Consider the following 13,322-nt stretch of genomic DNA (forward strand, 5'->3'; position numbering starts at 1 on the left):
CGATGCCCGAGCATCGTGTGTCAGTGCTCCGGATTGTCCGCCAAACGTTTGAACGATGCGGCGATTTCCGCCTCGGCCTCGGCGCGCCCCACCCAGTCGGCCGCGGTGACGTGCTTGTTCGGCTCGAGGTCCTTGTAGTGAACGAAGAAATGCTTGATGGCCTCCAGCTCGAACGTCGACACGTCGGAGAGGTCCTGGATGTGATCCCAGCGCTTGTCGCCCGCGGGAACACACAGCACCTTGTCGTCGCCGCCTGCCTCGTCGACCATCTTGAACATCGCAACCGGGCGTGCTTCGACGATGACGCCGGGAAACACCGATTCCGGGAGCAGAACGAACGCGTCCAACGGATCGCCGTCCTCGCCGAGGGTGCCTTCGATGAAGCCGTAATCGGCCGGGTATGCCATCGCCGTGTAGAGGTAGCGGTCAAGCCGAACGCGACCCGACTTGTGGTCGACCTCGTACTTGTTGCGCTGACCCTTGGGGATCTCGATGGTGACGTCGAACGACACGTGCACGCCCTCGCTCTTCTTCTACGTTGGGTGCGCCCGAAGTGACGCACGATGGTGGCGGCGCAAGCGTACCGGACAGGGCGATAGTGTTGAGGGACTGTCGCCGAGCCGTTGTGAGCAGAAATGCGTCCTGGGGGACACATTTCTGCTCACATGGCGGAATTGAACTGACGGAGGAATGGTGGCGGGGTTGACCAAGCGTTCTCTCGGCCCGACGGCGGGGCGCAAGCGCCGACGGACCAGAGTCCTGCTCGTGCTGGGCGTGATCGTGGCCTTGGCCGCCGGCGGAACCGCGGTCGCCGCGATCGTTCCCGGCATCTCGGGCGACGAGTCGCAGGCCGCGTCCGCACCCGAACCGGACCCGATCCAGCTCGATCCGGCGTTCACCCCGGTATCCGATGCTGCAGTCGCGCCCACCGCAGCAGGTGTGGCGGCCGCCCTGGCGCCGGTCGTCGGAGTGGACGCACTCGGCGCCTTCACCGGAGTCGTCGCCGACGCGGTCAGCGGCGATGTGCTGTGGTCCTCCGGCGGCGACATCCCCATGACTCCTGCGTCCACGACGAAGGTGCTGACCGCGGCCGCGGCGATGCTGTCCATGCCGTCGAACCACCGAGTGACCACGCGGGTGGTCAAGGGGCAGAGCGACGGCGAGATCGTGATCGTCGCCGCGGGCGACCCGACCATCACCGCCCAGCCGAAGGGAAGCCCCGGCTTCTATCCGGGAGCGGCACGGATCGACGATCTCGTGGAGCAGATCCAGCGTTCGGGTGTGCCCGTCGACCGCATCGTCGTCGACACCTCGATCTACTCCGGCCCGACGATGGCGCAGGGATGGTTCGATCCGGACGTTGCCGCCGGTTACATCACGCCCATCGAACCGATCATGATCGACGGAGGTAGGTCGGTACCGCTGGAGGACGAGTCGCCCCGCAGTGCCCAGCCTGCCCTCGACGCAGGTCGCGCGCTTGCACGCGGGCTCGGGATCGATCAGGCGCGCGTCACGACCGGAACAGCGCAGGACGGAGCCGACCAGGTTGCCAGCGTGCAGTCGGCGCCGCTTCGTGAGCGACTGGGCCAGATGATGGGCCGGTCCGACAACGTCCTCGCCGAAGCCATCGGACGCGAGATCGCAATCGAGACGAACACGTCGGCGTCGTTCACCGGGGCGGTGGACTCGATCGGGCAGGCGCTGTTCTCGGCAGGCTACGACCTCACCGGAATGACACTCCACGACGCCTCCGGCCTGTCCGTCGACGACCGCATACCCGCTCGAATCCTCGATCAGATCCTGACGTCCGCCGCCGGTACCGAGCGCGAAGAGCTTCGCCCGATGCTCGACTACCTGCCGGTCGCCGGTTCCACCGGAACCCTGTCCGACCGCTACGCGAGCGACGACCGCATCGGCGCCGGATGGGTCAGGGCGAAAACTGGCACACTGTCAGCAGCAAGCGCTCTCGCCGGATACGTCGTCGACGTCGACGGAAGGGCACTCACGTTCGCTCTGATGTCCAACGACCGACCGCCGGAGATATCACGGCCGGCACTGGACGCAGTGGCGTCGACACTCAGGATGTGTGGTTGCCGGTGACCCGCTCGAACACGGATTCACAGCGCGAGGACGACGCCCAGGCTCCCGGTGGGATCGGGGCATCCGTCGACTGGGCGTTGGCGTCGAAGACCGGCGCCAAACTCGCCCCGAAACCTCCCTCGACGTCCCGGTACACCGCCGATGCCATCGTCGCCGAACTCGCCGAGGCGTCCGTCCGTGCCGAGGGACCGGTTCGTGACACCACCGGCCTGGCCGACGGCCTTGCGGTGCCGCAGGCACAGATCGTCGACCGCGCCGGCTGGATCGAGGCGGCTGCCGCGTCGATGAAGCACCTGACCGGAGAGGTGGACACCGAGCCGTCCGGCCTGCTCGGAGGAAAGCCCGCTGGACTGCAGGCGGGGGCGATGCTCGCGTTTCTGTCGAGTGCCATTCTGGGACAGTACGATCCGTTCACGGGCGAGAACGGAACGCTGCTTCTCGTCGCGCCCAACATCATTGCCGTCGAACGCGCACTTCGTGTCTCGCCCAGCGACTTTCGGTTGTGGGTCTGCCTCCACGAAGTGACCCACCGGGTGCAGTTCTCGTCGGCGCCGTGGCTGGGCGAGTACATGCGCAGCAACGTGGCCCTGCTGTCCGACGGCGTCGACGAGCCGGTGAGCGAAGTCGCGTCCCGGCTCACCGCTGCGCTCAAGAACCGTAAAGGATCGGACAAGGCCGAGGACGCCGGAATCGTCGGGCTGCTCCGCGCGACGCAGCCGGCGCAGACGCGCGACGCGATCGATCGCCTGCTGGTTCTCGGCACCCTCCTCGAGGGCCACGCCGACCACGTCATGGACGCAGTCGGGCCCGCGGTTGTCCCGTCCGTCGCCCAGATCCGCAGTGCCTTCGACGGTCGTCGGCGACGAAAGCAGAACCCTCTCCAGCGAGTTGTGCGAGCACTGCTCGGTGTGGACGCCAAGATGGCGCAGTACGTGCGCGGCAAGGCCTTCGTCGACCACGTCGTCGGCGCAGTCGGGATGGAACGGTTCAACACGATCTGGACCGACGGTGACACGTTGCCGCTGCTCGCCGAAATCGAGGATCCCGACCGGTGGATCGCGCGCGTCCTCGGCTGAGTCGGGCCGATCGGACGCGGCCGGTGCTGCTTCCCGAGGAACCGGCGATTCTGGGCGTCCGGCATGCCGTCCGCTCGTGGTCGGCCGATCATGGCGGTGGGCCCGTCGCCGTGGCCTTGTCCGGTGGCGCGGATTCTTTGGCCCTGACCGCGGCCGCCGTCGCCGAAGTACCGGATGCTCTCGCCCTCGTCGTCGATCACGGTCTGCAGCAGGGATCCGCCGACGTCGCGGCCGCTGCGGCGGCGCAGGCGGTGGCCTTCGGGTGCAGTGATGCCGTGGTTCTGGCGGTCGACGTCGGACATTCCGGTGGGATGGAGGCGGCTGCCAGGCGCGCCCGGTACGACGCCTTGGGCGAGGCACGTGCAGGCAGGCCGGTTCTGGTTGCGCACACGCTCGACGATCAGGCCGAGACCGTGCTGCTCGGCCTGGCGCGAGGATCCGGTCCGCGGTCGATCGCCGGGATGCAGGAGTGGGACGATCCGTGGGGGCGTCCGCTGCTGGGCGTGCGTCGATCCGTGACCCGTCAGGCGTGCCGCGAACTCGGCGTCGTCCCGTTCGAGGACCCGCACAACACCGACGCGGCGTTCACCAGGGTCCGACTCCGGCACGAGGTCCTGCCACTGCTCGACGACGTCCTCGGCGGCGCCGTCGCGGAGGCCCTCGGCCGGACGGCCACCCAGATACGGGAGGACGCGCAGGTTCTCGACGACCTGTCCGCCGAACTGCTCGACCTCGCGCGCGACGGTGACGCGGTTCTGGTGACGGTGCTCACCGAGCGCCCTGCTGCGCTTCGTCGACGAGCACTGCGGCTGTGGCTGTTGGAGCGCGGCGCGAAAGGTCTGTCGGACAAACAGTTACGGCTCGTCGACGATCTCGTGGGTGTGTGGCGCGGGCAAGGGGGAGTCGCAGTGAGCGGCGCACCGACGGGTGCGAGGTTGGTGGTGGGGCGTCGACATGGCAGGCTGAACGCAGAGCTCGAATGGAACTGAATCCGACCACGAGAAACACCTGAAGGGACCCGGCGTGTACGAGGGCGACATCGAATCGATTCTCATCTCGGAAGAGCAGATCAGAGACCGCACCGCCGAGCTGGCCGAGACCATCGCGAAGCGGTACCCGGTGGATGCGCCGGAGGGTGATCTGTTGTTGGTCGGCGTGCTCAAGGGCGCCATCATGTTCATGACGGACTTCGCGCGTGCCCTCCCCATTCCGACGCAGCTGGAGTTCATGGCCGTCAGTTCGTACGGATCGTCCACGTCGTCCTCGGGCGTCGTGCGGATCCTGAAGGACCTGGACCGCGACATCAACGGCAGGCACGTGCTCATCGTCGAGGACATCATCGACTCGGGCCTCACGCTGTCCTGGCTCAAGCGCAACCTCGCGACGCGCAACCCGGCGTCCCTGTCGGTGGTGACGTTGCTGCGTAAGCCCGACGCCATCAAGGTCGACGTCGAGGTCTCCGATGTCGGCTTCGACATCCCCAACGAGTTCGTCGTCGGGTACGGCCTGGACTACAACGAGCGGTACCGGGACCTGCCGTACATCGGGACACTCGCACCGCACGTCTACAGCTGATTCGTCGGCTTTCGCGACACCACTCGACGCAGCGCACCGAGGTCGAGCTCCACCGATCGGAAAATCGCGTACGACGCCACGAAGGCGGCGATGCCCCCGATGCACACCACGCGCACGACGTCGAGGACACCAGGGATGTCCGACGCCGGAACGAACGTGAGGCCGGCGACGGCAACCAGCGGGATGGCGGCGGCGATCGTCAGGTAGCCGACGCTTCGACGGCTCAGTGCGTCGAGCAGAGCGTGATCCCTTTCGCCTGCGCTTCCGTACGGAAGGAGTGACGGGTACAGGCATCGAACGGTGAACAGCGACACAAGGAAGAACGGATAGGCCGTCGCCATCGCGCCGCAGACGACCAGTGACGCGATGAAATGGACGTACGCCTGACCCGGCACCGATCCAGCGGCGATCTGCAGGGACACCGGGAACGCGACTCCGGCGCATACCCACAGTCCGAGGCACACCGCCACGACCCTGCCCGCGGCACGAAGGGTGTCCGCCCGAGCCTGCGCCAGTCGGTCGTCGGACACGTCCCGACCGGCACGCAAGGCTGCCGGGACCGAGAGGACATGTCGGAAGAAGTAAACGATCAAGGCGAGCCCGATCGGCCAGAACAAGCCATTGATGACCACCGTCACTGTCTCGAATCGGTCCTGCGCCACCGGGATCAGATCACCGATGATCAGCGCCTTGTTGTGCTGGTAGTTGTAGACGGCGGCCGTGACGTTGGGGATCCCGATCGCGGCAGTCATCACCGGCACGGTGAACGGTCGAAGCCGGGCGCGAGGACTCGTCGGCGGCGGGTCGACCAGACCACGCGCACGACGATCCAGGCACAGATCCAACTGTTGCGCCACGTCGTGACCACCGGGCAGGCGCTGGTCGACGTCGGCGGACAGGCAGGTCAGCAGGACACGGCGCAACGTGGCCGGACAGTCCGCAGGCAGCGACGCCTGCGCGGCAGCCGTCACGCCGTTCTCACGGGCCGTGAGCAGAGCGTCGATGACCGTGCGGTCTCCGTCGACGTCCGCCGCCGATGCGTCGTCGAACGGTTTTCTGCCGGTGAGCAACTCCCACAACACGACACCGAGGGAATACAGGTCGCTGCGGGTATCGAGTTGGTCGGCACGCCCCGGTCGCGACGGGTGACACGCCTCCAGCTGTTCCGGGGACATGTAGGACAGGGATCCGCCGAAGTAGGCGACGGGGCTGTCACCGTCGACCTGGTCGGAGAATCCGATGTTGAAATCCGCGAGTTTGGGCACGCCCTCGGCGGTGAGCAGTATGTTGGCCGGTTTGATGTCGCGGTGCAGGATTCCGTGCTCGCCCGCGTACTGCAGCGCGTCCGCGATCCGCCGACCCAGCCACGCGACGGTCTCCGGCCACGACAGGGACGAAATATGTTCGCGGATGGACGAATCCGTCGGAACGACGCTTCCTCGCGATTCGAGTGCGGCGTCGACGGTATCCAGTAGCAGCTGACCGCTGCGCGATTCGACCGAACAGGCACGCACCCGCCGAAGTAGATCGAGAAGTGTCCCGCCTGGCAGATACTGCATGTACAGCAGACGAAGTCCTCGACCGGGCAGTATCCGTTGGTCGAAGACTCGGACGATGTAGTCGTGATCGAGCTGGGCGAGCATCTGCGGCTCACTGCCGTGGTCGGAGGAGATTTTCACCGCGACGATTCGCTGCATCGAACGCTGCCGGGCCAGAAACACGCGGGCGAACGCGCCGCGGCCGAGGCCCATCAGCAGATCGAAATCGTCGACGCGATCACCCGCGTCGAGATCTTCCAGCTCGTCCGACGATCCGGGGTGCGTCGGCGCCGCGCCGGGGGTCGTTTCCTGGGGGCTGGTTTCCTGGGGGCTCGTTTCCTGTCGTCCCGTCGCGTCCAGGTCCGGGGGCTGCATCTCGGTGTTATCGCCGCTCCCGATGTTCAACAACCGAGCCAACGCGTCCTCGTGCGCCGGGTACTCGCGGACGTACTGGGCGGGCGTCACCGAATCCCCGCTCTGACGGCGAATGCAGAACTCCTCGTAGACCAGGTCCACCGGAAGCGATCCCACGTCGAAACCGGTCAGAACCGAGCGGAAATCAGCGCAGTACTCGGCCAGCCGCTTCGGTCGATGCGCCCGCAGCCAGCGCTCCTGGAGGTCGACGGCGATCAACTGCATCAGACACTGGCGCCGGATGGACTCCGAATCGGGAAGGTAATCCGCCAGGTCCGGCACCGACGACCCGCCCTCGGCCTGCGCGGTGCGCCAGTCTCGCCGCAACCTGCGTTCTGCTTCTACCGGTACCGGCTGGGCAGCAGCAACTGTCCGGACGGCGTCCGCACTGGCAGGAACGTCGTTCGCAAAGGCACTGACTCCATCCGAGCCGGGCTGCACGGACCAACGATAGACCCGAAGTGGCCCATGGACTGCTGGTATTTTTTCGTGACCGGCACGGGGAACCGGAAAGGCGTGATGTGCGTTGGATGGGGGAGAATCGTGATACATCCGTCGGGCGAACGGCGTGGGGGATGTATCGCCGGGTTACCGCACCACGAGTACGCCGCGGCTGCTCGCGGTAACCTGGGGCATCCGGTGCTCGAGCTGAACCAGCAGAGTGGCCCGGTAACTGGAACTGGAAAGGACGAGGCCGTCTCGGCTGAAGCTGTATGAATCGGAAGACAGTTATACGGAACCTGGCCATCGTGTTTGCGATACTGCTGGCGATTTTCGCTTTCAGCTACTTCGGAAACGACACGAGGGACTGGAAGTCCGTCGACACGTCGGTGGCCATCGCCCAGCTCGACGACAACAACGTCGAGAAGGCCCAGATCGACGACCGCGAGCAGCAGGTCCGCCTCACCCTGAAGAACGGCAACGACGCCACCGAGAACGAAACGCAGATCATCGCGAAGTATCCGGACTCGGCGTCGCAGACCATCTTCGACAAGGTCAGCGCGGACGGCCTCGAAAGCTACAACACCGTCGTCAGCCAGGACAGCTGGGTGTCGTCGCTACTGCTGTTCGTTCTTCCGATGCTGATTCTGCTCGGTGTCTTCATCTTCATCATGAGTCGCATGCAGGGCGGTGGCCGCGGCGGCGTCATGGGCTTCGGCAAGTCGAAGGCCAAGCAACTCAGCAAGGACATGCCCAAGACGACGTTCCAGGACGTCGCAGGTGCCGACGAGGCAGTCGAAGAGCTGTACGAGATCAAGGACTTCCTGCAGAACCCGGCTCGCTACCAGTCGCTCGGCGCGAAGATTCCGCGCGGTGTGCTGCTGTACGGCCCTCCCGGAACCGGCAAGACACTGCTGGCGCGCGCCGTCGCCGGTGAAGCAGGCGTTCCGTTCTTCACCATCTCCGGCTCGGACTTCGTCGAGATGTTCGTCGGTGTCGGTGCTTCCCGTGTCCGCGATCTGTTCGAGCAGGCCAAGCAGAACAGCCCGTGCATCATTTTCGTCGACGAGATCGACGCCGTCGGTCGTCAGCGTGGCGCCGGCATGGGTGGTGGCCACGACGAGCGTGAGCAGACCCTCAACCAGCTTCTAGTCGAGATGGACGGATTCGGCGAGCGCACCGGCGTCATCTTGATCGCCGCCACCAACCGCCCCGACATCCTCGACCCGGCGCTGCTGCGACCAGGCCGTTTCGACCGCCAGATTCCAGTCGGTGCTCCCGATCTGGCCGGTCGACGGGCAATCCTCGCGGTGCACTCCGCGGGTAAGCCCGTCGCTCAGGACGCCGATCTGGAAGGTCTCGCCAAGCGGACCGTCGGAATGTCCGGTGCGGACCTCGCCAACGTCATCAACGAGGCCGCTCTGCTGACGGCCCGCGAGAACGGCACCGTCATCACGGAGGCCGCGTTGGAGGAATCCGTCGACCGCGTGGTCGGAGGGCCGCGCCGGAAGAGCCGGATCATCAGCGAGCACGAGAAGAAGATCACCGCGTACCACGAAGGTGGCCACACTCTCGCGGCGTGGGCGATGCCGGACATCGAGCCCGTCTACAAGGTCACGATCCTCGCCCGCGGTCGCACGGGTGGTCACGCCATGACCGTCCCCGAGGACGACAAGGGCCTGATGACCAGGTCGGAAATGATCGCGCGGCTCGTCATGGCGATGGGTGGCCGCGCCGCCGAGGAGCTCGTGTTCCACGAGCCGACGACAGGCGCATCCTCGGACATCGACCAGGCGACCAAGATCGCTCGCGCGATGGTGACCGAGTACGGCATGAGCAGCAAGCTCGGTGCAGTCCGCTACGGGCAGGAACAGGGTGACCCGTTCCTCGGCCGCTCGATGGGTGTGCAGTCGGACTTCTCGCACGAGGTTGCCCGCGAGATCGACGAGGAGGTGCGCAAGCTCATCGAAGCCGCGCACACCGAGGCGTGGGCCATTCTGAACGAGTACCGCGACGTGCTGGACACCCTTGCGACCGAATTGTTGGAGCGCGAGACACTGACCCGAAAGGATCTCGAGAAGATCTTCACGGGCGTCACCAAACGTCCGCGGATCACTCTGTTCAACGACTTCGGCGAGCGCATCCCGTCGGACAAGCCCCCGGTGAAGACGCCGGGTGAGCTCGCGATCGAGCGTGGCGAGCCGTGGCCTCCGCCGCCCATAGCGCCCAAGGTCGTTCCGCCGCAACAGTTCCCGCAGCCCAGCTACGCAGGTTCCCCGCAGCTGACCAAGTCCGGTCAGGACGGGTACAACGGTCAGGAGGGGTACAACGGCGGCAGGCCAGGAGCGCACACCAACGGTGCCCCGGCCAACGGTTCCCCGCACAACGGTGGTCCTGCGAACGGTGGTCCTGCGAACGGTGGTCCTGCGAACGGTGGACCTGCGAACGGTGGACCTGCGAACGGTGGACCTGCGAACGGCGGCACGCCGTACGGCAGTGCCCCGTACAACGGTGGATCGCGTGGAGGCCAGCACTCCGGTGGTCCCGATGCCACGGGTAGCCACCCGGGCAACGGCAACTATCCGGGCGGGAACTACACCGGTGGCGGTGCGTACAACGGTGGCGGTGCGTACAACGGTGGCGGCACATACAACGGTGGCGGCACATACAACGGTGGTGGCACATACAACGGTGGCGGCAGTTACCGGAACCCCGAGACTCCGCGATCGCGCCCGGATTACGGCGCACCTGCCGGCTGGTCGGCGCCGGGCTGGCCCCCGCGTGACGCGTCCGGTCCCGGCGGTGGTCGCCCGGGTGAATCGGGTCCGCAATTCCAAGCGCCACCGACGTACCAGTCTCCTCAGTACCGTCCTCCTCAGTACCAGCCCCCGGAGTACCGAGAGCCCGGTAACGACGGCAGGTCCGGCACCCCGGACTCCGTTGACGCGCCCGACACTCAGGGTTCGGCAGGCCAGGGTGGAAGCTCGGATGCATCGGGTCAGTACGGCGACCAGCGCCCGTCTCCCCAGTACCGAGACCCCGCCGGTTCGCAGTGGGATCCGCTGGGCGGATTGCCCCTCGGCGGCCCCGTGCCCCAGCAACCTGATTCCCAGCGTCCTGATTCCCGGCGTCCTGATGCGCCGGAGTCCGAGCAGAGCGGCGACGAAGGTCCTCGCACGCAGCGGTGGGAAGGTCCCGGCGGGCATAGTTAGGTCTTTCGCGATCGGGCGATAGGCTTACGCGGCGCAATGAGTGGGCCTGCGGTTGTGAGCCGCGGGTGGACCGAAGGAAAGAGCACACGTGTCAGTCACGCGGATGGACGATGAGGGCGCCCCGGTTGCGCCGGACAACCTCGTCGCAGTTGCAACAGGGCGCACGTTCGACCAGCCGCGTGCCGAGGCCGCGGTCCGTGAGCTGCTGATCGCCGTCGGGGAAGATCCTGACCGTGCAGGCCTGCTCGACACCCCGGCGCGCGTGGCACGTGCATACAAGGAGATGTTCGGCGGGCTCTACACGAACCCGGATTCGGTGCTGAACACGACGTTCGACGAGGGCCACCAGGAACTCGTTCTGGTGCGGGGTATACCGATGTTCTCGACGTGCGAGCACCACCTGGTCTCTTTCCACGGCGTCGCCCACGTCGGGTACATCCCCGGCAAGAGCGGCAAGGTGACCGGCCTGTCCAAGCTGGCACGCGTCGTGGATCTCTACGCCAAGCGTCCGCAGGTGCAGGAGCGTCTGACCAGCCAGATTGCCGACGCCGTGATGCGCAAGCTCGACCCGCGCGGCGCCATCGTCGTGATCGAAGCGGAGCATCTGTGCATGGCGATGCGCGGCATCCGCAAGCCAGGAGCCAGCACGACGACGTCGGCCGTCCGCGGACTTTTCCAGTCGAGTGCAGCGTCTCGATCCGAGGCGTTGGATCTGATTCTGCGGAAATGACGTCTTTTCGGCCGTTTCGGCCCGGCGCCCATGTGGTGATGGGCGTTCTCAACGTCACTGCGGATTCCTTCTCCGACGGTGGTCGGTATCTCGACGTCGATGCTGCCGTCGCACACGGTGTCCAGCTGCACGCCATGGGTGTGGACATCGTCGACGTCGGTGGTGAATCGACGCGTCCGGGGGCGGAGCGCATCGATCCGGAGGTCGAAGCCCGGCGAGTGGTACCGGTGATATCCGCGCTCGCTGAGCAGGGTATCTCGACGAGCGTCGACACGATGCGAGCATCGGTTGCCGCCGCTGCGATCGACGCAGGCGTCACCATAGTCAACGACGTGTCCGGTGGCCGGGCCGACCCGGACATGGCGTCGGTCGTCGCGGATGCAGGTGTGCCGTGGATCCTGATGCACTGGCGGAGCTCGGAGAACTACGCGCACTCCGGTGCGGCCGATCACTACGACGACGTCGTGGCGGACGTTCGACGCGAGCTGCTTCACCAGGTGGATCGCGCGACCGCTGCCGGGGTCGACCGATCCAACATCGTGTTGGATCCGGGCCTCGGTTTCGCCAAGAACGCCCACCACAACTGGCAACTACTACATGCGATTCCCACGTTCGTGGAATTGGGGATGCCCGTCCTGATCGGGGCGTCGCGCAAGCGTTTCCTCGGGGCGCTGTTGGCTCAGGACGGCGTCGACCGCCCGCCGGCCGGACGTGAGGTCGCGACGGCAGTCGTATCGGCGCTTGCGGTAGCAGCAGGGGCGTGGGGCGTACGCGTGCACGACGCCCGCTCCACCCTGGATGCGGTGGCAGTCGTCGACGCATGGGAGGCGAGCGCATGACGGGCGAGCATCAGGTGAGCGACCGAATCGAGTTGCGCGGGTTGAAGGTTCGCGGACACCACGGAGTCTTCGACTTCGAGAAGCGCGATGGCCAGGACTTCGTCGTGGACATCACCGTCTGGATGGATCTGAAGCCGGCCGCTGCGTCCGACGACCTGACGGCGACGTTGCACTACGGCGAACTGGCCGAAGCCGCCGCCGCCATCGTGGCCGGCCCGCCACGGGATCTGATCGAAACGGTCGCCGCCGAGATCGCAGATTCGGTGATGGCCGACACCCGGGTCGACGCCGTCGAAGTGGTGTTGCACAAGCCGTCGGCTCCGATTCCTCTGGAATTCGTCGATGTCGCCGTCGTTGCTCACCGAGTGCGCGCATGACGCAGGTCGTACTGTCCATCGGCAGCAACGTCGGTGATTCGCTCGCACACCTGCGATCCGTCACCGACGATCTCGGCCCGCGACTGCGAGCGGTGTCGAAGGTCTACGTGTCAGCGCCGTGGGGCGGCATCGAACAGCAGGATTTTCTGAACGCGATCGTCGTCGCCGACGACCCGGACCGCGGACCGTACGAGTGGCTGGAGTTCGCCAGGGAACGCGAAGCGAACGCCGAGCGGGTTCGCGAGGTGCGGTGGGGCCCTCGCAGCCTCGACGTGGACATCGTGGTCTGCCGATCCGGCTCGGGCGAGGACGTCGTCGGAACCGATCCGCAATTGTTGCTGCCGCATCCCCGTGCGCACGAGCGTGCATTCGTCCTGGTCCCGTGGCTCGACGTGGAGCCCGACGCCACCCTCGCGGTCGGCACCGACGCCAGGCGCGTCGACGACTGGCTCGCAACGTTGAGCGCCGAGGAACGCAGTGGCGTCCGGGCGACCGACATGGCACCCGTCTCCGCAGAAAACCCTCGAGAGTAGACGCGCGCGGATGACCGAGATGAAACCGACACGGGTACGAGACCTCGTTTCCATCGCGCTGTTCGCAGCCGTCGCGATGTGGCTGCTGGTCAGGTCGTTCTACGGGATGCTTCCGCCGATGTCGGTGCTCGTCGGCGCATCGCTGTACCCGATCGCGATCGGCGAGCTGATCTTCGCGTTCGTGTTGCGGTCGCGAGTGGGGACAAGCCGGATCGGCGACGGACCACGCCACGTCCACCCCATCACGGCCGCTCGGGCCCTGGCCCTGGCGAAAGCGTCGGCGCTGGTGGGTGCGGCTGTGACGGGTATCTGGGCCGGTTTTCTCGTCCACATCCTCCCGCAGGCGTCGACTGTGCGAGCCGCGGCCGCCGACAGGCCGGGAGCCATCGTCGGACTGCTTGCCGGACTTGCTCTCGTCGGTGCTGCGCTGTGGCTCGAACAGTGCTGTCGCACACCGGAGGATCGCGGAGACGATCCCCGCTGATTC

General features: G+C 66.5%; 12 protein-coding genes. 10 read left to right on the forward strand and 2 right to left on the reverse strand.

The genetic code is table 11. The features are described 5' to 3' along the window. Window positions 1-20 precede the first annotated feature (20 nt). A complete protein-coding gene (locus ACFULT_RS11530) occupies window positions 21-512 on the reverse strand; it encodes an inorganic diphosphatase (RefSeq protein WP_037112482.1) in 492 nt (163 codons plus the stop codon). 178 nt (window positions 513-690) lie between these two features. Between ACFULT_RS11530 and dacB the strand changes: the two genes are divergently transcribed. Genes dacB through hpt form a run of 4 tightly spaced genes read left to right on the forward strand, consistent with a single transcriptional unit; the run spans window position 691 to window position 4,751 of the window. Then, window positions 691-2,100 carry a D-alanyl-D-alanine carboxypeptidase/D-alanyl-D-alanine-endopeptidase gene (gene dacB / locus ACFULT_RS11535; protein WP_378481510.1) on the forward strand — a complete coding sequence of 470 codons (1,410 nt, stop codon included), beginning with the start codon at window positions 691-693 and terminating at the stop codon, window positions 2,098-2,100. Then, window positions 2,085-3,176 carry a zinc-dependent metalloprotease gene (locus ACFULT_RS11540; protein WP_094720579.1) on the forward strand — a complete coding sequence of 364 codons (1,092 nt, stop codon included), beginning with the start codon at window positions 2,085-2,087 and terminating at the stop codon, window positions 3,174-3,176. The genes dacB and ACFULT_RS11540 overlap by 16 nt, the downstream gene beginning before the upstream one ends. Continuing rightward, complete coding sequence (gene tilS, locus ACFULT_RS11545; protein ID WP_094720580.1) at window positions 3,152-4,165, forward strand: tRNA lysidine(34) synthetase TilS; 1,014 nt, start codon at window positions 3,152-3,154, stop codon at window positions 4,163-4,165. Before ACFULT_RS11540 ends, tilS begins: the two co-directional genes overlap by 25 nt. Window positions 4,166-4,199: 34 nt before the next feature. Next, window positions 4,200-4,751 carry a hypoxanthine phosphoribosyltransferase gene (gene hpt / locus ACFULT_RS11550; protein ID WP_019663052.1) on the forward strand — a complete coding sequence of 184 codons (552 nt, stop codon included), beginning with the start codon at window positions 4,200-4,202 and terminating at the stop codon, window positions 4,749-4,751. On the opposite strand, the gene ACFULT_RS11555 is transcribed toward hpt, so the two are convergent. After that, window positions 4,742-7,144 (reverse strand): serine/threonine-protein kinase, encoded by a 2,403-nt coding sequence (locus ACFULT_RS11555; protein ID WP_378481511.1) that lies wholly within the window; start codon window positions 7,142-7,144, stop codon window positions 4,742-4,744. The two genes, hpt and ACFULT_RS11555, sit on opposite strands and share 10 nt — an antisense overlap. Window positions 7,145-7,416: 272 nt before the next feature. Between ACFULT_RS11555 and ftsH the strand changes: the two genes are divergently transcribed. The 6 genes from ftsH (at window position 7,417) to ACFULT_RS11585 (ending at window position 13,319) form a co-directional block, all read left to right on the forward strand. Next, entirely contained in the window at window positions 7,417-10,356 is a 2,940-nt protein-coding gene (gene ftsH / locus ACFULT_RS11560; RefSeq protein WP_378481512.1) for an ATP-dependent zinc metalloprotease FtsH, read from the forward strand. A gap of 103 nt (window positions 10,357-10,459) precedes the next feature. After that, window positions 10,460-11,086: a GTP cyclohydrolase I FolE gene (folE, locus tag ACFULT_RS11565; RefSeq protein ID WP_094720582.1), complete on the forward strand. Its 627-nt coding sequence runs from the start codon at window positions 10,460-10,462 to the stop codon at window positions 11,084-11,086. Beyond that, window positions 11,083-11,925, forward strand: coding sequence for a dihydropteroate synthase (folP, locus tag ACFULT_RS11570; protein ID WP_170945243.1), 843 nt, complete (start codon window positions 11,083-11,085; stop codon window positions 11,923-11,925). The genes folE and folP overlap by 4 nt, the downstream gene beginning before the upstream one ends. A 14-nt stretch (window positions 11,926-11,939) precedes the next feature. Continuing rightward, window positions 11,940-12,302, forward strand: a complete 363-nt coding sequence (gene folB, locus ACFULT_RS11575; protein WP_037112478.1) for a dihydroneopterin aldolase — start codon at window positions 11,940-11,942, stop codon at window positions 12,300-12,302. Next, the gene (folK, locus tag ACFULT_RS11580; protein WP_037112433.1) at window positions 12,299-12,835 is read left to right on the forward strand and encodes a 2-amino-4-hydroxy-6-hydroxymethyldihydropteridine diphosphokinase; all 537 of its coding nucleotides are present in this window, start codon (window positions 12,299-12,301) and stop codon (window positions 12,833-12,835) included. The genes folB and folK overlap by 4 nt, the downstream gene beginning before the upstream one ends. Window positions 12,836-12,854: 19 nt before the next feature. Next, a complete protein-coding gene (locus ACFULT_RS11585) occupies window positions 12,855-13,319 on the forward strand; it encodes a DUF3180 domain-containing protein (protein ID WP_193748934.1) in 465 nt (154 codons plus the stop codon). Window positions 13,320-13,322 lie beyond the last annotated feature (3 nt).

It is taken from the genome of Rhodococcus sp. NPDC057297, assembly GCF_042667435.1.
Classification (GTDB): Bacteria; Actinomycetota; Actinomycetes; order Mycobacteriales; family Mycobacteriaceae; genus Rhodococcoides.